Raw genomic sequence first — 20,784 nt, 5'->3', positions numbered from 1 at the left:
TATGTCGTTGACCTCGCGAGACGAGGCCCTGGCACTGGCCCGGGGCCAATTGGAAGGAGTGAATCGGTACTGCTTCGCGCACGTGCCGCGCACGGGCGGTAGCGCGTTACTCGATTTTCTTTTCACCAACCTCGGCAACGACTTCGTGCTCGACACGTTCGTCGAGTCGAAGCGGTTCTCGATTTTCGCCGAGCTGCGCGACTCAGGGTCCTTCCAACGCGAGTTCGCTTCGCACCGGTTCTTGCACATTCACGTGCCGGTGCAAATCCAGCGCTATCTCGAGCCGGAGAAGGTTGCCTGCTTCACCGTGCTGCGTCATCCGTTCGATCGCATCGTGTCGTACTACGAATGGTCCAGGAAGATCTATCGCGACACGCAGAACGAGCAATTCGGCTGCCGGCCCGAGGTATCGCTGGAGTCGTTCATCGAATCGAAGATGGACGATATCAGCGTCTTCAATATCTACACCTACTTCTTCGCTTGTCTCGTCGACGAGGGCGTGGTGCGGCACGACGTCTGGCGCTCGATCATTGTCGCGCCCCCGAAAGACGCCTACGCGCTGGCACTCGAAGCGCTGCGGTCCTTTTATCTGACTGCACCGCTCGAGGAACTGGCCAACGCCGCGGCCATCCTGGCCGCGATCCATGAGCCGGAGTTCCTCGCCCGCCAGCAGGCCACCGGGGCCGGCGGGCTGGCGCCGCTGCGTCAGGTGTCTCGCAGCAGCAGCCGTACCGTGACGCGCCATGGGCAGCCCTTGAGCCTGCGCGCGATCGAATTGCTGATGGAGGCGTGCCGGTACGACCTGCCGCTCTACGAATACTGCATGAACCGTTTCTATCGACAGTGGGGCGGTTTTCTGTACATGAATACAGTGCAGGCCGAGTAAGGCCGGATCGTTCGGTGTGGCCCACATGAATGGGGGCTTTCGCTGAGACGCGCGCCGCTTCGTCGTTCAGCGGTTGGCGAATTCGCGCGGTAGGTGTATAAGATAAACCTATCGAACTTTATGCGTTGATTGTCCCCACCATGACGCTCACCGAACTCAAATACATCGTGGCGGTGGCGCGCGAGCGACATTTCGGCCGCGCCGCCGAGGCATGCTTCGTCAGCCAACCGACGTTGTCGGTTGCGATCAAGAAGCTCGAGGACGAGCTGAATGTGCAGATTTTCGAGCGCGGCACGAGCGAAGTCAGCGTCACGCCGATCGGCGAGCAGATTGTCACGCAGGCCCAGCGGGTGCTCGAGCAGACGCTCGCGATCAAGGAAATAGCCAAGCAAGGCAAGGATCCGCTGATCGGGCCGCTGCGGCTCGGCGTCATCTATACGATCGGGCCGTATCTACTGCCTACGCTCGTCAAGCAGATGATTCGGCGCGTGCCGCAGATGCCGTTGATGCTGCAGGAAAATTACACGCTGAAGTTGATCGAGCTGCTCAAGCAGGGGGAGATCGACGTCGCGATCATGGCCTTGCCGTTTCCCGAAACGGGGCTCATGGTGCGCCCGCTCTACGACGAGCCTTTCGTCGTGGCGCTGCCGGCCGGCCACGCGTGGGAATCCCGTAAAAAGATCGATCCGGACGACCTCAAGCAGGAGACGATGCTGCTGCTCGGCAACGGGCACTGCTTCCGCGATCATGTGCTCGGCGTGTGCCCCGAGTTGATGCGCTTCTCCCAGACTGCGGACGGCATTCAGAAGACGTTCGAGGGATCGTCGCTCGAAACGATTCGCCACATGGTGGCGAGCGGTGTCGGCATTACGGTACTGCCGCGCATGTCGGTGCCGGACGTGAGGCCGCATGCTGGCGGGCCCGATGCGGGGCTTCTCAGCTACGTGCCTTTTGACGATCCGGTGCCCGATCGTCGCGTCGTGCTCGCCTGGCGCAAAAGCTTCACACGCATGCCGGCTATCGATGCCATCAGCGATGCAATCGCCAATTGCGATCTGCCTGGCGTTACCAAGCTCAATATCCCAGCCGCGGTCAACTGACGGCGGGGCCGCTATATCGGCCCCTCCATCGGCCCCTCCATCGGCCCCTCCATCGGCCCCTCCATCGGCCCCTCCATCGGGCCTCCTCTGTCTGCTCGATCAGATGCCGCGGTCCACGCGGAAACTTTCGATAGCGCCCGCTCGCGCGGTTGGCGCGTGGTGTTGGTCTCGCCACGCGCGCGCCTATTGAATAGATAAAATCAATCAATTTAACATATTCAATAGTGTCGAATAAACTTCTTCCATGGGTTGCCGCAACCCCTCTGAGAAAGGAAGAAGCCATGTCACAGCTGATCGGTCGCATCTTTCAAACGAACAAGACCTCGGCCGATGGCCGTTCGCAGGGCGCTTCTGCCCGCTCCCGCGAAGCCGTCCTGGCATTGCTGGCGGACCGCGCCTGGGCTGCATAGCGCGCCCCTTCCCGCACGACAGACCCGATACCGAAAAAGGAGTGTTCCCCATGTCCGACCGCAAGCTCACCACCGCCGCCGGCGCGCCCGTCGCCGACAACCAGAACTCGTTGACTGCCGGCCCGCGCGGCCCCGTCGCCTTGCAGGATGTCTGGCTGCTCGAGAAGCTTGCGCATTTCGATCGGGAGGTGATCCCCGAGCGGCGCGTTCACGCCAAGGGTTCGGGCGCGTTCGGTACATTTACCGTCACCCATGACATCACGCGCTATACGAAGGCAAAGCTTTTCGGCGAAATCGGCAAGCAGACGCCGCTTTTCATCCGCTTTTCCACTGTGGCGGGCGAGCGCGGCGCGGCGGATGCCGAGCGCGACGTGCGCGGCTTTTCCATCAAGTTCTATACGGAGGAGGGCAATTGGGATGTCGTCGGCAACAACACACCGGTGTTTTTCATTCGCGATCCGCTCAAGTTCCCGGACTTCATTCACTCGCAAAAGCGCGACCCCTATACGAACCTGCGCAGTAACGTGGCCGCGTGGGATTTCTGGTCGCGCCATCCCGAATCGCTGCATCAGGTGACGATTCTCATGAGCGATCGCGGCATTCCGAAGAACTACCGGCAGCAGCACGGCTTCGGTTCGCACACGTTCTCCTTCGTCAACGATGCGGGCGAGCGTTTCTGGGTGAAGTTCCACTTCAAATCGGCACAGGGGGTGGAGAACTACACCGACGCGCAAGCGGCGCAGGTCATCGCGGGTGACCGCGAGAGCGCTCAGCGCGATCTGATCGAGAGTATCGATCGCGGCAACTTCCCGAAATGGCAGTTCCGCATTCAGGTGATGCCGGAGGCCGATGCGGCAAAGGTGCCCTACAACCCGTTCGATATCACGAAAGTCTGGCCGCATCGGGATTACCCGCTTATCGACGTGGGCGTGATCGAGTTGAATCGCAACGCGGGCAATTACTTCTCGGACGTCGAGCAGGCCGCGTTTACGCCTGCGAACGTGGTGCCGGGTATCGGCTTTTCGCCGGATCGCCTGCTGCAGGGGCGCCTCTTCTCGTATGGGGATGCGCAGCGGTACCGATTGGGCGTCAATCACCACCAGATCCCGGTGAACGCGCCGAGGTGTCCGTTCCACTCGTTTCACCGCGACGGCGCCATGCGTACCGACGGCAATCTGGGCGGCGCGCCGAACTACGAGCCGAACCGTTTCGGCGCGTTCGCTCAGGATCGCAGCGCAATGGAGCCGCCGCTCGCGGCGGGTACCGTCGAGCGCTATGACCATCGGGAGGACGACGACTACTACAGCCAGCCGGGCGCGCTCTTCAGGCTCTTCGATGCTGGCCAGCAGGCGCGGCTTTTCGACAACATCGCGCGTCATATCGATGGGGTGCCCGAGGAGATCGTCGCGCGTCAGCTCGAGCATTTTCGGCGTGCCGATCCCGCCTATGGCGCGGGGGTGGCCGCGGCCATCGAGCGCAGACGAGCGGCAAAAGCGGCAAACGTGGCGTAATGGCTCGGTAGCGTGGTGTGCGGCGTGCGCGAGGTGGCGCCGCATCCTTTGCCTGGGCTACACTGGCGCTCGGCTCGATGCAACGAGGCCGGGCATCTCGCTTCGTTCCGCGCGCATTGAACGTATCGCCGTCTTTACGATTGCATCATTCTTGAAGGAACAGCCATGGCAAAGAAAAACACCGCTACGCAAATCGACATCGGCATCAGCGACAAGGATCGCAAGAAGATTGCGGAAGGGCTCTCGCGACTGCTTGCCGACACGTACACGCTTTATCTCAAGACGCACAACTTCCATTGGAACGTGACAGGCCCGATGTTCAACACGCTGCACCTCATGTTCGAGACGCAGTACACGGAACTCGCATTGGCCGTCGACGCCATCGCCGAGCGCATTCGCGCACTGGGTGCGCCCGCGCCGGGCAGCTACAAGGAATTCGCCAAGCTTTCGTCGATCCCCGAGGCTGACGGCGTGCCGAGCGCCGAAGAGATGATTCGTCAGCTCGTGGAAGGCCAGGAAGCGGTCGTGCGCACGGCGCGCGCAATCTTCCCGGCTACCGACGCGGCGCACGACGAGCCGACGGCCGACCTGCTCACGCAACGGATGCAGACGCACGAAAAAACGGCGTGGATGCTGCGCGCGATGCTGGCGTAACGTCGCAACGCACGCCGATTCGTGCGTCGATTCGCATGCCGGCAGCGGCCCCCGCGCGAGTGAGCGCGCGCCGGCCGGCGACGACGCAGGGCTTTCCGGTTCGCTCCGGAAGGCCCTTTTCGTTTCGGCCTTAAAATACGGCAATCGACGCTCGAATCGGCTGCCCGATGTCCACCCTCATGTTTGCCCGCCTTCCGTTGTATCTGCGCCTGATCCGCATGCACAAGCCGATCGGCAGCCTGCTTTTGCTCTGGCCGACGCTCAACGCACTCTGGATCGCGTCGGACGGCCACCCGCCACTCTCGCTCATTGCAATCTTCGCCGTGGGCACGATCCTGATGCGCTCGGCGGGCTGCGCGATCAACGATTACGCCGACCGCGATTTCGACAAGCACGTCAAGCGCACGGCCGAACGGCCGTTGACGTCGGGGAAGATTCACGCGTGGGAGGCGGTGGCGATCGCGGTGAGCCTGGCGTTCATTTCGTTTCTGCTCATTCTGCCGCTCAACGGCCTGACGAAAGCGCTTTCGGTGGTGGCGCTCTTCGTTGCAGGCAGCTATCCGTTCACCAAGCGTTTTTTCGCGATTCCGCAAGCCTATCTCGGCATTGCGTTCGGCTTCGGCATCCCGATGGCCTTTGCGGCGGTGCAGAACCACGTACCGGCGATCGCCTGGGCCATGCTCGCGGCGAACGTGTTCTGGTCCGTTGCGTATGACACGGAGTACGCAATGGTCGATCGCGACGACGACATCAAGATCGGTATTCGGACCTCCGCCCTGACGTTCGGCCGCTTCGACATCGCCGCCATCATGCTCTGCTATGCGGCGACGCTCGGCATCTATGGCGTGCTCGGCGCGCAGCGTGGCTTCGGCTGGCCGTATTGGCTTGGGCTGGCTGGCGCGGCCGGCTGCGCGATCTATCACTACACGCTGATTCGCAACCGTGAGCGCATGGCCTGCTTCGCGGCGTTCAATCACAACAACTGGCTCGGCGGCGTGCTCTTTGCCGGTATTGCTGCGCACTATCTGATCGGTCGCTGAATCGACCGCAAGGTGGCTCTGTCGATGCGTTAAACATGCCGGGTGGCCGCCCGGCTAGCCGATGAAAGAACCGCCTTGGCGGGTCGCGCCGTCGTTCATGACTGCCACGCCGGTCCAATGCCAATCGTTTGCGCAAAAAAATAAAATAGCGAATTGCAAAGATAGAGGTGGTATTGGTATATTTTGGCTTTAGCAGGGTTTTGAGTTGCGAATAGATGCTCGCGCGAAAGTTATTACAAAGCCATAATAAACCTTACTAATTGACAACAACTGACCAGCTTTAACGGGGGCTGTATGAGCATCAGGTCGACTCTTGCCTGCGCGGCATCGCGTCCAGGCTTGTCATATCGAAGGCAAACGGTTGACGCGGCTACCCGCGCGAAATATCGCTGACGGGAACTGACGCACCGGAGCGCATCGCGCCCCGATGGTGTGTTGCGCATATGGCCGAATCCAACCCTCAAGTACCGCCTGATCCGGGCCTCTCGGCGCTCGTATTGATCGCGCGTTTTCATAACACCACCGCCGATGCGGGCCAGCTTCGCCATTCAGTGGGGGCAGGCACTGCACCGTTCGACGAGCCGATGCTCTTGCTCGCCGCGCGTTCGCTGGGCCTGAAAGCGCGCACGGTGGTAGTAAAGGCCGAGCGTCTCGCACGGACGCCTTTCCCCGCGCTCGCACTCGATAAGGAAGGCAAGCATTTCATTGTCGCGGGCTGTACCGCGGGCAAGGCTCTCGTGCTCGATAGCGGCCGTACATCGCCGGTTACGGTGATGCCCGATGAAGTGATGATACGCAGCGACGGCCGATTGATTCTGTTCGCGTCGCGCGCATCGCTTGCCGGCGAGTTGGCCCGGTTCGATTTTTCGTGGTTCATTCCGGCCGTGGTCAAGTATCGGCGGCTGTTGCTCGAGGTGCTGCTCGTCTCGGCGGTGCTCCAGTTGTTCGGGCTCGTATCCCCGCTGATGTTTCAGGTGGTCATGGACAAGGTGCTCGTCAACCGGGCCTTCAATACATTGAACGTCGTTTGCATCGCATTGCTGATCAGTTCCACGTTCGAAGTGCTGCTGACAGGGTTGCGTAATTACGTCTTCTCTCATACGGCGAATCGCATCGACGTCGAACTCGGGGCGCGCCTCTTTCGCCATATGCTCGCGCTCCCGCTCGCCTACTTCGGCGCGCGCCGCGTAGGCGACGTCGTTGCTCGCGTGCGTGAACTCGAAAATATCCGCAGCTTTCTGACCGGGCAGGCTCTCACCGCCGTCATCGATCTGTTCTTTTCGTTCATCTTCTTCGCGGTCATGTTCACGTACAGCGTGCGCCTCACGATCGTCGTGATGGCCTCTCTGCCTGTCTATGCCGCCATTTCGTTGACGCTCAACCCGGCGCTGCGTCAACGGTTGAACGAGAAATTCGCCCGGAACGCTGACAATCAATCATTCCTGGTCGAAACCGTCTCATCGACGGAAACCGTCAAATCGATGGCTGTCGAGCCGCAGTTTACGCGCCGCTGGGACAACCAGCTAGCCGCCTACGTAGCGGCGGGATTCCGCGTGAGCGAGCTCGGCAATGTCGGTCAGCAGCTCATCCAATATGTGGGCAAGCTTGTGACGCTGGCTACGCTTTACCTCGGTGCGAAACTTGTTATCGAAGGCGCACTGTCGGTGGGCGAACTCGTGGCATTCAACATGATGTCGCAGCGGGTGGCCACGCCTGTCTTGCGTCTCGCCCAACTCTGGCAAGACTTCCAGCAGATAGGGATCTCGATGGGAAGGCTCGGCGACATTCTGAACACGCGTACCGAATTGCCGCAAAGCCGGCAGGCGTTGCCGCCGATCCGAGGCGACGTCAGCTTCGAGCACATTCGCTTTCGTTATCGCGGCGATGGTCCACTCGTACTCCAGGATGTGTCGATCGACATTCGAGCCGGCCAGATCATCGGGATCGTCGGGCGCTCGGGCTCGGGAAAGAGCACCCTCACCAAACTGCTGCGGCGGCTCTACATTCCCGAGCACGGGCGTGTCTGCATCGACGGAATTGACCTTGCTCTGGCGGACCCGGCGTGGCTGCGTCGGCAAATCGGGGTAGTCCTGCAGGAAAACCGGCTCTTCAATCGGTCCATTCGCGAGAACATCGCTGTGGTGGATCCGGGCATGCCTCTCGGCGCGGTCATGCATGTGGCCCGCTTGGCCGGGGCGCACGAGTTCATTTCCGAACTGCCGGAAGGCTATGACACGGTTGTCGGCGAGCACGGATCGAATCTCTCGGGTGGGCAAAGGCAGCGCATTGCGATCGCGCGCGCACTTGCCACCGATCCGCGGATTTTGATCTTCGACGAGGCAACCAGCGCGCTCGACTTCGAAACCGAGCGGGTGATTCAGCAAAACATGCGTGCGATGTGCCAAGGGCGTACGGTCGTCATCATCGCGCACAGGCTCACTGCGGTGCGCCATGCCGATCAAATCATCGCGATGGATAAAGGGCGGGTAGTCGAGCGTGGAAAGCACGACGAACTGCTCGCTAGGGGGGGTATTACGCGCATTTGATTTCTCTTCAAAACGGTTGACCGACAGCGAAGAATTCGATCGACATGACGCCGCTGAGAGCCCAGGCTTTGTTCGACCTACTGCGCCGTTACGGTGCCGTGTTTCGTACGGCATGGTCGATTCGTCGCGAACTCGACGGGCAATCGCGCACGAGCCATGAATTGGCATTTCTGCCGGCGAACCTTGAGCTGGTCGAGACACCCGTGCATCCGCTGCCTCGCTGGTCGATGCGCCTCATCGTGGCGCTCGCCGCACTCGCCGCGCTCGTCGCCGCGTTTGGCCAGCTCGATATCGTGGCCGTCGCCAAGGGGCGGCTCATTCCGAACGATCGCATCAAGGTCATCCAACCCGCGCTCACCGGCGTAGTCCGCCGCATCGTCGTGCACGACGGGCAGCGCGTGCGCGCGGGCGATCTGCTTATCGAGCTCGATACGACGCAGGCAACCGCCGATGCCGATAAAGCCCGTGCTTCGAAGATCGATGCGGCGCTAACCGTCGCGCGTGCATCGGCGCTGCTGCAAGCGCAGGCAAACGGCCGCTCGCCAGCCGTTGCGGCTGCGGCGGATGCGTCGCCGGCCGATCTCGAGCAGGCGCAGCGCTTCGCTGAGGGCGTTTTCGAGGCTTTTGAAGACAAACTAAACGGATCGCGTGCGGAACTCGCGAAACGCGAGGCGGAACTTGCCACCACGCGCGAGCAGATCGCGAGCCTGACGGCGACCGCGCCGCTGGCGCGTCAGCAAGCGGATCGGTATCACGCGCTCGCGGCGGACAAATACGTCGCACAGACGGACTACCTCGACAAGGAACAGGCTGCGCTGCAGAAAGAACATGATCTGGCGGCACAGCAAAGCCGTGCACGCGAGCTGGCAGCGGGAATCGCGGAGCAAAAAGCCGATATCGCCTCGACCATCTCGCAGTTCCGCAGCACCCAGCTCGATACGCTCGACAAAGCCGCACAGCAGCTCAAGCAGAGCAGCCAGGACGAAACGAAAGCCGATACACGTCAAAAGCTGATGTCGTTGATGGCCCCGGTGGCTGGCACAGTCCAGCAATTGTCCGTGCATACGCTCGGCGGCGTGGTGACGACGGCTCAATCGTTGATGGAGATCGTCCCCGATGATTCGATCGAGGTCGAGGTCGATATCGAAAACAAGGACATCGGATTCGTGAAAGCCGGACAAAGCGCGGCAGTCAAGATCGATGCGTTTCCGTACACACGATTCGGCTATCTGACCGGGACGGTCGTATCCGTACCGAACGATGCGGTTCAGGACAAGAGGCTCGGCCTCAAGTTCGTGGCGCGCGTGCGCTTGTCGACGAATCGGATTTTGGCCAACGATCAATGGATTGCGTTGACGCCGGGCATGACCGTCACGGCAGAAATCAAGACTGGCAAGCGCAGCGTCGCACACTACTTCTTCGATCCCGTGGTCGAGGCAGGACAGGAAAGCCTGCATGAACGATAAGCAGCAAGTGGGCGAAGCAAAGCCGCAGCGTTTACATCATCGCCATATTGCGTGGGTGTTGCTTTCTCTCGCGGCCGTTGCTCACGCGTTCGATCCGCTTTTCTCGGAACGCGGGGTACCCCCGAGCGCGGCGGCATCGATGGTCGCTGCCGGGCCGCGCGGCGATGTCTGCGTTTTTGGCGCGTTATCGGCACCGCTTGCATTGCCGGATGCGATCGAGCGCGCCCTTTGCAATCATCCGAAGACACGCCAGGCGTGGGCGGACGTGAAAGCCGCGGCAGCGGCGGTGGGCGTGAGCCGAGCCGCTTACTTGCCTGGGGTGACGGCAAACTGGCAGGGCGTACGGGACGAAACGACCACGAACATCGACGGATTTCCACAATTCAATTCGAAATACCGCAACAGCCTGCTGCGGACGGACAGCATTTCGCTGAGTTGGGTTCTCTACGATTTCGGAGGACGGCGCGCCGCGCTTTCCAATGCTACGGCGTTGCTCGTTGCAGCGCGTGCGACGGAAGATGCCACGTTGCAGGAGACGTTCGCGAGCGTCGCCAAGGACTACTACGCGGCCCAGGCGGCCGAAGGCGCGCTTGCCGCGGCTCAGGAAATCGAACGGCACGCGAGCGACAGCTTCAAAGCGGCTACCGCAAAAGTCGATAAGGGCGTCGCACCAATCAGCGATCAGCTGCAGGCCCAAACCTCGTGGGCCGATGCCGTCGTCAACCGAACGAAGGCTGAGGGTGAATATAAGAACGCTGTTGGTACGCTTGCGGCGGACATGAATCTCGAGCCAGATACTCCGCTTGCGTTGCCGGAGGTGGCCGAGGGCGTGCTACCGGACGCGCAATTCGATGAGTCGATTTCCGAGCTCATCGGTGAAGCCAAACGTTCGCATCCAAGCATCGCAGCCGCGCAGGCACAGCTCGAAGCCTCCGAGGCGAAGGTTGCGCAGACGAAGGCGCAGGGGATGCCCACGCTCAGTCTGGTCGCGAAATATAGCCGAAACAATCAGCCGACGACATTGCAGATCGGCCAACCGCAATTCGCAACGACCGGACGAGAGTGGTATCTCGGCCTTCAATTAACGATTCCGCTGTTCGAAGGGTTCGGCAGAACCTATCAGGTTGAGCAAGCGCGAGCGCAGGCAGAGCATGAGAGAGACGTATTGGAGGAAGCCCGCCGGCAGGTGGGGCTGGATGTGTGGATCAGTTATCAGGCGTTGCAAGTTGCGAAGGTGAATGTCGGAAACAGCGCCATGCTGCTCGATGTTGCTGGTCGCTCGTATCAGGCGGCACAGCGGCGATACGACCAGGGCGTGGGCAGCATTTTGGAGCTGCTAACCACTCAGTCCTCGCTCGCGAGTGCAAAACGGCAACGGATTCAGGCATTGACCGACTGGCGTTCGGCAAGGTTGCAACTCGCCGCCAAGCTCGGGAGAGCTGGGCTGTGGGATGTAGGGAAGAGTCCTTGAGTGCCATCATGAAAAAGGATCGGGAGTTTGCGTCTGTAATTATGGAGGTGGGTCATGAGTGAATATAGTAGGGCCACGCTGGCGATTGTGGCTGCGCTGGGAATTTATGCTCCAGTCGGATTTTTGAATTGCAAGAATTTTCCGGTGACAATTCATGTCTTGCCGGATCGCTTGATTGGCCCAGTGTTGGCGATTTATGCGTTTTTAATTGCCGGAGTTTGGATCGTGGCAGTGGTGCTGTTTTTCGAGGCATGCAAGGTGGCTCCGCATGCTGTAGTGATTGAGAGGTGGAAGGCGAGATATTTTATTTTTGGATTGGCTGTGTATTTGATGGTTGTTCATTATGGGTCAATTCGATATTGTCGATGATCTGCAGGAAGTTTTGTTCGTATTGCTTTTCTCTGTGACGAGAGGTGGTGCTATGCACGGTAATGCTGCTGGTTATCGGATGGTTCAGTCCGATGATTGTGTCGAGAGCAATCCTTGTGGTGCTGTCTTTTATATGGTGAATCTAGATATTGGTAAAAATGGATTATGCCTAAATTCAATTTGGCGAGTCGCATTTTTTGCCATTGTTGTTGTCGTTTTGGTGATGGTGTCGGCATTGTATGTTGACGAATGCCGGGCGCAGCAGGAAACGTCGGGGGCTTCTGCTGCGTACGCAAAAGAAGCGGCTTATGAGAGTAGGGACGCGCGGCGATATGCCGTTGGAACGGTGAATGGCGTGAGGCTGAGAATTCCGAAGTATTATCTGCAATACGGCGTCGTCTATGTCGGCGATCGACGCGATGGATCTGGGTCAGCCTCCAGAGTCGTCACGCAGAATTCGCAAATCGATAATTTCGGTATATTGCTTCGCTTATCTAACCTTGAGCCTGTCTTGACGGAGCAGGATCGCAACGATTTCCGTGCTGCGACCTCTAAAACATTCTTTGAAAAAACGTGGATGATGGTGTCTTTCGATAATCATTATCCCCCTCCAACGGGCGGGTCAGACCGGCCGGAAATGGTTGAGCACTGGGGGCCATTCATACTGAACAAGGAGCGGCCGTACGGATTGATGCAGTGGGAGTCGAGGCAGTCAGTAGACGACGGTATGCGGGGTTTCTATGGACATGTTGAATATTTTTACAACAAATCAACAATTACGACGATAAAGTGTAGCACGCTTCGAAAGAAGGTCCCGCCTTTTGATACCTTTGATCACTGCGAGCATCATTTTATTGTGCCGGAATTAAATTTGATGGCTGAGGCGTTTTATACGAAAAAAGATCTGTATCGCTGGCGAGAAATAGAGGCAAGAGTCAACGATATAGCTCATTCATTCATCGGCAAATAAGAAATCATACTGCGTTTCTTGAGGAGAGTATCCATGGCCGTATCGATGACGACCTCCGAGTTGCAGCAAGCTCAGGCAATGATAGATGGAGGTGATCTTGCGGGCTTCTATAGTTTTATGGCAGATCAGGGTTGTCACTACGCTCTCTTGGTCGGCGAACTTATATCAGCGATCAGCTGCAGACCCAAGCCTGGTGGGCCGATGCCGTCGTCGACAGGACGAAGACCGAGGGCGAATATAGGAGCGCCGTGGGTACGCCTGCGGCCTTGCTTCGAAGCTAGGGAGAGCTGTGATGTGGGATATAGGAAATAATCTTTGAGTTTAATCATAAGAAACGGTCGTGAATGGCGGTGATGTTAGGTATCTCTTTGGTGGTTTAGTCGTGTATATCACAAGCAGTAATCGCGGGCTGAGCAGAGCAGCGCTTCGGTACGGCATGAGTGCAGTGGAAATGTCCCTTCGGGTGAGAGCGAGGGTGTTGATCGAATGGCTCGAGGTTGATTTCGGAGAAAAAGAATGATCGGTAGGTATGTAAAGGCGGTGATCAGCACCATGCTGGCAATGATTTTGATCGCTATGCTTATGTTTTTTGATTGCGAGAGACTTCCAGTAACAATTCATAGTTTGCCAAGTAATGTTGCGCTACTTTTTCTTATTATATATCCATTTTTGATGGCTGGCGCGATATTAGGTTCTATTTTTTACTATTTCAAAGCCTGTGGGGGAGGGCGGCGGAGATTGGTCATTACAAATATTCGGGCGACGTGCTTTTTGGTGGGATTTATCGTGTTTTTTGGTGCTGCTCATACTTTCTCGACTAGATATTGCAATTAAGCTTGGAAAAACTAATCGTCGTCGGAGGTTTTCGCTATTGATTATATTCGGGTGGTGGTTTTTTTGGGGACATATAGTTCGATATTGGTTGGGGGTAAGTGATCGGAGAGTATGTAGACAGGATCAGCGCCCAGCCTGCAACGATATTGCTCTCCACCCAGTTCTGCACTGCGCGTGCTCATTATGAGCCCGTTTGTGGTGACTGGTGCGATACTGGTTTCTATTTTCCACTATCCCAGTGCCTGCGAGGGCGGGCGCGAGAGGCTATTGTAAATATCCAAGCGTCATGCGATTTGATGGGTTAAATTTTGATTCTTGGTTCCGTGCATGCTCTGTCGGGTGGGTGTTGTGATTGATTTGGCGAATAGCAGATTATCGTGAAGTTGTGATGATTTATAAATTTGTTGAGGGAATTTGAGGATGGGAACTTTTATATCGGTTGCTGGGTATACGATTGGTAATCTCGACGGCGTCACGAGCGTAGTAGATGCTGCAAACACCTATACTGCCAATCCGTCCGTCGGAAATCGCATAGCCTACGAGGCTAGCTTGGCGAACGAAGCCGCCGCGTTAACTGCTATGATTCCGGGCGAAGGTATGGCATTCGCGAGTTATGCCCTCGCGGCGAATATTCAAAATTTGGCCGAAAATCATGATTCCATGACGAGCGACCAGATAATGTCGACCGAGGCGGCAATCGCCGGTGATATGGTCACGATTGTGGGGCAAGGTGCGGTGTTTCTAGGTTTATCGGAAATGTCGCTCAATCCGATAGTCGGTGGATCTGTAATTACAATCGGCCAAGTTGCGGAGGCCGTCGGTACTGTATTGGCGACAGTTGGCGCGTCTTTTGATAGCGATACGATCACCAACATCGTTACCCAACAACTTACAGATTCTGGCCTTACCCAGAACTCGGACGGCTCCTACAATCCTTCTAGCTTTAGCAGCTCCTACTTCATCTGCGATTCTAGCAATGCGTCGACAATGTTCAGTATTGCTGGTAGTAATAACACGAGCATACTCCAGTCGTCCAGCGAGCTTCCGTCTGTTACGGTCACCCCTTCGGGCGTTGCGACGGTCATTGTGCCCTCAGAAGGTAGCGAGATTGTCGTTACGGGGAGCTTGAACGTGGAGGTAGTTGGCAGTAACAACAACATTTCGTCGCAAGGTGCGATTATAACCGGCTCCCCGGTGCCTTCTGCTGCACCGGGCAGCATAAACGTTTCAGTCATCGGGGACGACAATCAAGTCATCGGGGGCAGCGGGAGCGTCGTAACATCATCTGGTCGAGGGAACGCGTTCGATCTGACGGGTAGCTCCGTGAATGTTACATCTGGCGATGCCAACATAATCGGCAATGAAAATGTCATCGCCGATACACCTGGTGCGTCGAGCACGTTATTGGGTATCTCCGGTACCGGAGACCTGGTGTACGCCTCCAGCACGAACGTGAACGTCTCATCAGGCTCCAGTGTGACAGTCACAGGCTCGTCAGATAGCATTTCGACGACAGATGCCAGGGTTACCGTGGTCGGCGCAAACAACGACGTGTCGGCCAGCTCTTCAACCGTGACGTTCGTCAGCGGTAGCACCGAGGAGCTTGTCACCGGCTCCAACAATACGATCAACGCCGGCAACAGCGTCACCGCGCAAATCGACGGCAACAACGAGAGCATCATTGCACAGTCCGGTGCCGATATCACGGCTGCGGGGCTCAACGATGCAGTTGCTGGCAGTTATGCCACGATCAATTTCGTCAGCGGCAGCAGCGGTGAACTCGTATTGGGATCCAACGACGTCATCAACGCCGGCAATAGTGTCACCGCGCAGATCGACGGCAACAACGAAAGCATCATCGAACAGTCCGGCGCGGACATTACGGCCGCCGGCTTCGATGATCAAGTTTCCGGCAGCTATGCCACAATCAACTTCGTCAGCGGTAGTGGTGACGAACTCGTTACAGGGTCCAACGACGTCATCAACGCCGGCAACAGCGTGACTGCGCAGATCGATGGCAATAATGAAAACATCATCGAGCAATCAGCGGCCGATATCACGGCGGCGGGCTTCAACGACGATGTAACAGCCAACTACGCAACGATCAGCTTCGTCAGTGGGAGCACCGGAGAGTTAATCGTCGGATCGTATGACTTGATCAACGCCAGCAATAGCGTGACGGCCCAAGTAGATGGCAACTCCGAGTTCATTTCGGAGCTCTCCGGCGCAGATGTCACGGCGGCCGGCGCGTTCGACACCGTTTTGGCCAGCTCTGCCACGATCAATTTCCTCAGTGGCAGCACGAACGAACTCATCGAAGGCTCGAACGACATTATTGGTCTCGGCAACAGCGTGACCGGAGAAGTCGTAGGCAACACGGACCGTATCGATGGAGGAACGTCGGATGTCATCGAAGTCGATGGCCAATATGATTCGTTCTACGGTTCATACGACATCATCGATTACCTGGGCAATGCCACTGGTGATGTCATCACCGGTGCTGGCGATAGCCTCGACTTCGGATCCACAGGCGAGGATTACGGCGACGACGACTACTGGGACGATGATTACGGTTTTTATGGACTTGCGGGATCCGATTCGGTCGTGCAATCGGCGGTGAATGCCAACATCGGCGTCGTCGCTCAATACGAACTGAACCAAGGGGACTACGCCGAGGCCGTCGCAGCCCAACTCGGTTTGCTGCAAGCGCGGCAGGCAGCCGCAGGCGCAGCCGGCGGTGTAGGCACAGCCGTTGCCGAGGGCGGGACATGGGGCAGCAATGTCATTACGTGGAGCGCCGAGGGCGGTACGCAGGAGTATGACGTGCAGATCGCTCAGGCATTCTCGACATGGGCGGCTGCGTCAGGATTGACTTTCAAGGAGGTCGGTGCCGACGATACGGCCGACATCCGTTTAAGTTTCGCCGATCTCGATACTGCCGACTCTGCCGTTGCCGGTTACACCACGTTTCAAGCGAAGTCCGGCGAGATCGAGAATGCATCGATTGAACTCGAGGATCCGTCGCAAGATCCCTTGGTCGCCGGCGCGGACGGACAGTTGACCTATACCGGCACCGAGGCCACGCTGGATCAGATGCTGCTTCACGAGATCGGGCATGCATTGGGGCTGGCCGACAATTCGGACAGCAACTCGATCATGTATTACGAACTCAACGCCGCTAATCGCACGCTCGATGCGACGGATACGGCTGGCATACAAGCGCTCTATAGCGAGGCGCCCGCCGCTGGTGGCAGTGCTGCCGTGCCGAGCGGCAGCGATACGATTGTGCCCGTGCAACTGAGCAACATGCTCGCGGCGCTCGCGTCGTTTGATCCAGCCTCGTCAACCGCGTCAAACACCACCATCGGCGGCATTTCGCAGGACGAGACGTTATTGGCGGCAAGCGGTTATTGAGGAAACACGGTTTGCTGGAAGGAGCGCGAACCTCGGTGCTCCTTCCAACGTTTACTGCCCGCCCAGTTCGTCCCCCATCTCTTTGGCGCGCGCATCGGCCGCGCGCACCCCTTTGACGATCGCCGCCTTCACGCCTTGCGCATCGAACGAAGCGAGCGCCGCGGCGGTCGTGCCGCCCTTGGACGTCACCCGCTCGCGCAGCACGCTCGCCGGCTCGTCCGATTGCACGGCAAGCTGGGCCGCGCCGGCGAACGTGGCAAGCGCGAGCGCGCGGCCCTGCTCATCGTCGAGCCCCAGTTCCTGAGCCGCCGCCTGCAACGCTTCGATGAAGTAAAAGACATAGGCCGGGCCGCTGCCTGAGATCGCCGTCACCGCATCGATCTTCGCTTCGTCGTCGAACCAGACCGTTTCGCCCACGGCACCGAGCACGGTCGTCGCAAGCGTGCGGCCCGTTTCGTCGACGCCGGGAAGGGCAGCCAGCCCCGTCACGCCCATGCCGATCAGCGCCGGCGTATTCGGCATCGCCCGCACGACGCGCGTATAGCCGCCGAGCCAACGGGAGAGGTCGGCGCCGCGAATGCCCGCTGCGATGCTGATGACGAGTTGCGTCGAAAGATGCGGCGCGAGCGCGGCCGCTACCTGCTTCATCACCTGTGGCTTGACCGCGAGCACGATGGCGTCGTAGCTGCCTAGCGCCTCGTCAGCGGCCGCGCCGGTGCGCACGCCGAACTGAGTTTCGAGCCGTTTGCGCGCGTCTTCGTTGACGTCGACGGCGTACAGGCCTGAGGCCGCGATGTCGCGCTTGACCAGGCCGCCGATCAAAGCGGCAGCCATATTGCCGCCGCCGATGAATGCGATTTTCATGGTGTTCGAGTCGAAAGGGAAAGGGGGAGTCGGGTCAGTGGGCGTACGTGCGTCCGCCGAAAATCGCCGTGCCGACACGCACGATCGTGGCGCCCTCCAGCACGGCTGCTTCGAGGTCGGACGACATGCCCATCGACAGCGTGTCGAGGTCCAGCCCCTCGCCGCGCAACTGGTCGAAGAGGATATGCAGCGCGCGGTGCGGTGCCCGTTGCGCTTCGAGGCCGTCGGCGGGCTCGGGAATCGACATGAGCCCGCGCAGCCGGAGATTCGGCAATGCCGCGATTTGGCGCGCAAGCGCCGTAGCCTCGGTGGGCGCGGCACCGCTTTTGGATGCTTCGCCGCTGACGTTCACCTGCAGGCAGACGTTGAGCGGCGGCAGATGTGCAGGCCGCTGCTCCGAAAGACGCTGAGCGATCTTGAGACGGTCGACCGAATGCACCCAGTCGAAATGTTCGGCGACGGGGCGCGTCTTGTTCGATTGCAACGGGCCGATGAAATGCCACTCGAGTTGCGCGCGGTATTCGGCTAGCGATTCGATCTTGGCGAGCGCTTCCTGTACGTAATTTTCGCCGAAGGCACGCTGACCGGCGGAGAAGGCGTCGCGCACCGCATCGGCGGGGAAGGTCTTCGATACGGCCAAAAGCCGCACCGACGACGGATCACGGCCGGCTGCCATGGCAGCGTCGGCGATGCGGCGATGAACGGCTTCGAGATTCTGAGCGAGATCGGACATAGCTGAGCGGTGGCGAGGCACGGCGTGTGCCATCTCGCGATTATACGGATGCAGGCGGCGCAGGGCCGCCATCGCGGCGCGCGATGCGCGCCGTGTCGTGTTCACGCGTACAGTAAATGCTCGACGAGCTCGACCCAATGCGCGACGGGCGTCGACGTACCGCTTTGCAGATGCGCGATGCACCCGACGTTGGCCGATACGATCATCTGCGGCTCGAGCGCGCCGAGGGCATCGAGCTTGCGATCGCGCAGCGTGTAAGCCAGCGACGGCTGCGTGATCGAATAGGTACCGGCGGAGCCGCAGCACAGATGGCTGTCGGCGGGCAGACGCACGTCGACGCCGAGCGTGGTCAAAAGCCGCTCCACGAGCCCCCTGATCTGTTGCCCATGCTGCAGCGTGCAAGGAGGGTGAAACGCGACCGTATGCACGCCACGCCGGCGTGCCAGCGCCATCAATTCCGCTTCGAAGCCGACGAGTACCTCGGAGATGTCGCGCGCCAGCTCGCTCACGCGGCGCGCTTTGTCGGCATAAGCGGCATCGTTGCGCAGCAGATGTCCGTACTCTTTCACCATGGCTCCGCAGCCGGACGCGTCGATGACGATGGCCTCGGCACCCGCTTCGATGTGCGGCCACCATGCGTCGATATTGACGCGCACATCGTCGAGCGCTTCATCGCGGTAACCGAGATGCAGTCGGATCGCGCCGCAACAGCCGGCCTCCGCGGCCACGATCGGCTGCACGCCCACGGCGTCGAGCACCCGCGCCGTCGCGATGCCGATGTTCGGGAGCATCGCCGGCTGCACGCAGCCCGCGAGCAGCAGCATTTTGCGCTCGTGCACGGCCTGCGGGCCGCTCGGCCAATCGAGCATACGTTGCCGGGCGGGTACCTTGTCGCGCAGCTTGCGCGGCAGCAGAGGTCGCACGAGCTGGCCGAGCCGCATCGCGGGCGTGAAGATCGCCGTATTGGGGACGACGCTCGCCAGCAGCCGCCGTACGAGCTGCTCCCGCCACGGGCGGGGCACCTGCTCTTCCACTTGCTGCCGCCCGATCTCGACGAGCCGGCCGTAGCGCACGCCGGACGGGCAGGTGGTCTCGCAACTGCGGCAGGTGAGGCACCGATCCAGATGCTGCTGCGTGCTGCGCGTGACAGGTGCGCCTTCGAGCATCTGCTTCATCAAGTAAATGCGTCCGCGCGGCCCGTCGAGTTCGTCCCCGAGCAGCTGATAGGTCGGACACGTCGCCGTGCAAAAGCCGCAGTGCACGCATTTGCGCAGAATCGCTTCGGCCTCTTCGCCGTCCGCCGTGTTGCTAATGAAATCCGCGAGATGGGTTTGCATCGGGGCGCTCGCTCGTTCCGGTCGGTCGATGGGTTAGAAGTCGGGGTAGAGCCGGCCGCGGTTGAATATGCGCGCCGGGTCGAACGCCGCTTTCAGGCCGCGATGAATCTTCATGAGCGGTGCCGGCAAAGGCGTGAAGATGCCGGCGTTGCGATCGAACTCGCGGCCTGCGCGGAACACCGTCGCATGACCGCCCGCCTGCTTGGCGCTGATGCGTACCGTTTGTGCATCGGCATCGGTGATCCACCAGCGCTGAGCACCGCCCCATTCCATGAGCTGTGTGCCCGGCAGTTGCAGCGGCTCTGTGACCGACGGCAGGGCCAGACGCCAAAGCGCGGAGCGGGGCGGGATCGTCGAGAAGAAGGGATCGGTCTGTTCGCGCAAGCCTTCCCAGAAGCGTTCCGCCTCGACCGCATCGACAACCTCGCCGCCAAGCACATTGCGCGCGGTTTTGACGGCCGTTTCTGCGCCCGACAGTCGCACGGCCAAGGTGCCGTTGCGCCACGCGCTGGCCGTGATCGGCAATGGCCGTCCGCACCACTCGTTGAGCTTGCGAACAGCGTCGGTTCCGTTCATGTCGAACTTGAGCGTGATTTCGGCGAACGGGCGCGGCAGCACCTTGATCGACAGTTCGAGAATGAGCCCGAGCGTGCCGAGCGAGCCGGCCATGAGCCGCGAGACATCGTAACCGGCCACGTTCTTGACCACCTGGCCGCCGAAACGCAGGACCTGACCATTGCCGTTCAATATGGTCGCGCCAAGGACGAAGTCGCGCACGGCCCCGGCCGACGTACGGCGCGGCCCCGCGATGCCGGCCGCAATGCAACCGCCGAGAGTCGCTTCGCGTCCGAAATGGGGCGGCTCGAAGGCCAGCATTTGATTATGCTCGGCCAGGGCCGCTTCGAGTTCCGCGAGCGGCGTGCCGCAGCGCGCCGTGACGACGAGCTCGGCCGGATCGTACGAGACGATGCCCCGGTAGGCGCGCGTATCGAGTATCTCTCCTTGAAGGGACTGGCCGTACCAGTCCTTGGTGCCGGCGCCGCGCAGGCGCAGCGGCCGCTCGTCGGCAGTGGCGGCGCGTACGCGCTGCGCCCAATGCTCGACGATCTCGTCACCTTGCATGGCTTCCCGCTTCGTTGTGTCGTTCATCCGGTTGCCGTCGTTGCCTCAAGCTTCGAT

The 20,784-nt window shown here is 59.7% G+C and carries 16 protein-coding genes; 12 read left to right on the top strand and 4 right to left on the bottom strand.

Annotated features, from left to right (window positions below; translation table 11 throughout):
• Window position 1: 1 nt before the first annotated feature.
• The 12 genes from U0034_RS06165 (at window position 2) to U0034_RS06110 (ending at window position 16,671) form a co-directional block, all read left to right on the top strand.
• A complete protein-coding gene (locus U0034_RS06165; RefSeq protein ID WP_085223384.1) occupies window positions 2-886 on the top strand; it encodes a sulfotransferase family 2 domain-containing protein in 885 nt (294 codons plus the stop codon).
• A 140-nt stretch (window positions 887-1,026) separates the two neighbouring features.
• Window positions 1,027-1,986, top strand: a complete 960-nt coding sequence (locus U0034_RS06160) for a LysR substrate-binding domain-containing protein (protein WP_085223386.1) — start codon at window positions 1,027-1,029, stop codon at window positions 1,984-1,986.
• A 281-nt stretch (window positions 1,987-2,267) separates the two neighbouring features.
• Window positions 2,268-2,396, top strand: coding sequence for a hypothetical protein (locus U0034_RS06155; RefSeq protein WP_254902535.1), 129 nt, complete (start codon window positions 2,268-2,270; stop codon window positions 2,394-2,396).
• Between the two features lie 50 nt (window positions 2,397-2,446).
• The gene (locus U0034_RS06150; protein WP_085223388.1) at window positions 2,447-3,907 is read left to right on the top strand and encodes a catalase; all 1,461 of its coding nucleotides are present in this window, start codon (window positions 2,447-2,449) and stop codon (window positions 3,905-3,907) included.
• Between the two features lie 165 nt (window positions 3,908-4,072).
• Window positions 4,073-4,561, top strand: coding sequence for a Dps family protein (locus U0034_RS06145; RefSeq protein ID WP_085223390.1), 489 nt, complete (start codon window positions 4,073-4,075; stop codon window positions 4,559-4,561).
• Window positions 4,562-4,740: 179 nt separating this feature from the next.
• Window positions 4,741-5,601 (top strand): 4-hydroxybenzoate octaprenyltransferase, encoded by an 861-nt coding sequence (ubiA, locus tag U0034_RS06140; RefSeq protein ID WP_085223392.1) that lies wholly within the window; start codon window positions 4,741-4,743, stop codon window positions 5,599-5,601.
• A 443-nt stretch (window positions 5,602-6,044) separates the two neighbouring features.
• On the top strand, window positions 6,045-8,147 hold the full coding sequence (locus U0034_RS06135; RefSeq protein WP_386091975.1) for a type I secretion system permease/ATPase: 2,103 nt from the start codon (window positions 6,045-6,047) through the stop codon (window positions 8,145-8,147).
• A gap of 44 nt (window positions 8,148-8,191) precedes the next feature.
• Window positions 8,192-9,613, top strand: a complete 1,422-nt coding sequence (locus tag U0034_RS06130; protein WP_085223394.1) for an HlyD family type I secretion periplasmic adaptor subunit — start codon at window positions 8,192-8,194, stop codon at window positions 9,611-9,613.
• A complete protein-coding gene (locus tag U0034_RS06125) occupies window positions 9,603-11,084 on the top strand; it encodes a TolC family protein (RefSeq protein ID WP_085223396.1) in 1,482 nt (493 codons plus the stop codon). The genes U0034_RS06130 and U0034_RS06125 overlap by 11 nt, the downstream gene beginning before the upstream one ends.
• Window positions 11,085-11,138: 54 nt before the next feature.
• Window positions 11,139-11,453: a hypothetical protein gene (locus U0034_RS06120; RefSeq protein WP_139831094.1), complete on the top strand. Its 315-nt coding sequence runs from the start codon at window positions 11,139-11,141 to the stop codon at window positions 11,451-11,453.
• Window positions 11,428-12,423 carry a hypothetical protein gene (locus U0034_RS06115; RefSeq protein WP_139831095.1) on the top strand — a complete coding sequence of 332 codons (996 nt, stop codon included), beginning with the start codon at window positions 11,428-11,430 and terminating at the stop codon, window positions 12,421-12,423. The genes U0034_RS06120 and U0034_RS06115 overlap by 26 nt, the downstream gene beginning before the upstream one ends.
• A gap of 1,383 nt (window positions 12,424-13,806) precedes the next feature.
• On the top strand, window positions 13,807-16,671 hold the full coding sequence (locus U0034_RS06110; protein WP_158243520.1) for a matrixin family metalloprotease: 2,865 nt from the start codon (window positions 13,807-13,809) through the stop codon (window positions 16,669-16,671).
• Window positions 16,672-16,722: 51 nt separating this feature from the next.
• Here the strand turns inward: U0034_RS06110 and proC are convergent, their stop codons facing one another.
• From proC to glcE, 4 genes are all read right to left on the bottom strand, one after another.
• Window positions 16,723-17,535 (bottom strand): pyrroline-5-carboxylate reductase, encoded by an 813-nt coding sequence (proC, locus tag U0034_RS06105; RefSeq protein WP_085223400.1) that lies wholly within the window; start codon window positions 17,533-17,535, stop codon window positions 16,723-16,725.
• Window positions 17,536-17,569: 34 nt separating this feature from the next.
• On the bottom strand, window positions 17,570-18,268 hold the full coding sequence (locus tag U0034_RS06100) for a YggS family pyridoxal phosphate-dependent enzyme (protein ID WP_085224376.1): 699 nt from the start codon (window positions 18,266-18,268) through the stop codon (window positions 17,570-17,572).
• Between the two features lie 101 nt (window positions 18,269-18,369).
• The gene (glcF, locus tag U0034_RS06095; RefSeq protein WP_085223402.1) at window positions 18,370-19,605 is read right to left on the bottom strand and encodes a glycolate oxidase subunit GlcF; all 1,236 of its coding nucleotides are present in this window, start codon (window positions 19,603-19,605) and stop codon (window positions 18,370-18,372) included.
• Between the two features lie 33 nt (window positions 19,606-19,638).
• Window positions 19,639-20,727 carry a glycolate oxidase subunit GlcE gene (gene glcE / locus U0034_RS06090; protein WP_085224378.1) on the bottom strand — a complete coding sequence of 363 codons (1,089 nt, stop codon included), beginning with the start codon at window positions 20,725-20,727 and terminating at the stop codon, window positions 19,639-19,641.
• Window positions 20,728-20,784: the final 57 nt, after the last annotated feature.

Source organism: Trinickia caryophylli (assembly GCF_034424545.1).
Taxonomy (GTDB): domain Bacteria; phylum Pseudomonadota; class Gammaproteobacteria; order Burkholderiales; family Burkholderiaceae; genus Trinickia; species Trinickia caryophylli.
The sequence above is the reverse complement of the archived record's forward strand: the minus strand, read 5'-3'. Positions and strand labels throughout refer to the sequence as shown.

What these genes read in the sequence shown, in the direction of transcription:
- U0034_RS06100 (WP_085224376.1), bottom strand. Translation starts at nt 18,268, where the DNA reads ATGTCCGATCTCGCTCAGAATCTCGAAGCCGTTCATCGCCGCATCGCC.
- U0034_RS06165 (WP_085223384.1), top strand. Translation starts at nt 2, where the DNA reads ATGTCGTTGACCTCGCGAGACGAGGCCCTGGCACTGGCCCGGGGCCAA.
- U0034_RS06130 (WP_085223394.1), top strand. Translation starts at nt 8,192, where the DNA reads ATGACGCCGCTGAGAGCCCAGGCTTTGTTCGACCTACTGCGCCGTTAC.
- proC (WP_085223400.1), bottom strand. Translation starts at nt 17,535, where the DNA reads ATGAAAATCGCATTCATCGGCGGCGGCAATATGGCTGCCGCTTTGATC.
- U0034_RS06150 (WP_085223388.1), top strand. Translation starts at nt 2,447, where the DNA reads ATGTCCGACCGCAAGCTCACCACCGCCGCCGGCGCGCCCGTCGCCGAC.
- glcF (WP_085223402.1), bottom strand. Translation starts at nt 19,605, where the DNA reads ATGCAAACCCATCTCGCGGATTTCATTAGCAACACGGCGGACGGCGAA.
- U0034_RS06115 (WP_139831095.1), top strand. Translation starts at nt 11,428, where the DNA reads ATGGGTCAATTCGATATTGTCGATGATCTGCAGGAAGTTTTGTTCGTA.
- U0034_RS06160 (WP_085223386.1), top strand. Translation starts at nt 1,027, where the DNA reads ATGACGCTCACCGAACTCAAATACATCGTGGCGGTGGCGCGCGAGCGA.
- U0034_RS06145 (WP_085223390.1), top strand. Translation starts at nt 4,073, where the DNA reads ATGGCAAAGAAAAACACCGCTACGCAAATCGACATCGGCATCAGCGAC.
- glcE (WP_085224378.1), bottom strand. Translation starts at nt 20,727, where the DNA reads ATGCAAGGTGACGAGATCGTCGAGCATTGGGCGCAGCGCGTACGCGCC.
- U0034_RS06135 (WP_386091975.1), top strand. Translation starts at nt 6,045, where the DNA reads ATGGCCGAATCCAACCCTCAAGTACCGCCTGATCCGGGCCTCTCGGCG.
- U0034_RS06155 (WP_254902535.1), top strand. Translation starts at nt 2,268, where the DNA reads ATGTCACAGCTGATCGGTCGCATCTTTCAAACGAACAAGACCTCGGCC.
- U0034_RS06125 (WP_085223396.1), top strand. Translation starts at nt 9,603, where the DNA reads ATGAACGATAAGCAGCAAGTGGGCGAAGCAAAGCCGCAGCGTTTACAT.
- ubiA (WP_085223392.1), top strand. Translation starts at nt 4,741, where the DNA reads ATGTTTGCCCGCCTTCCGTTGTATCTGCGCCTGATCCGCATGCACAAG.
- U0034_RS06120 (WP_139831094.1), top strand. Translation starts at nt 11,139, where the DNA reads ATGAGTGAATATAGTAGGGCCACGCTGGCGATTGTGGCTGCGCTGGGA.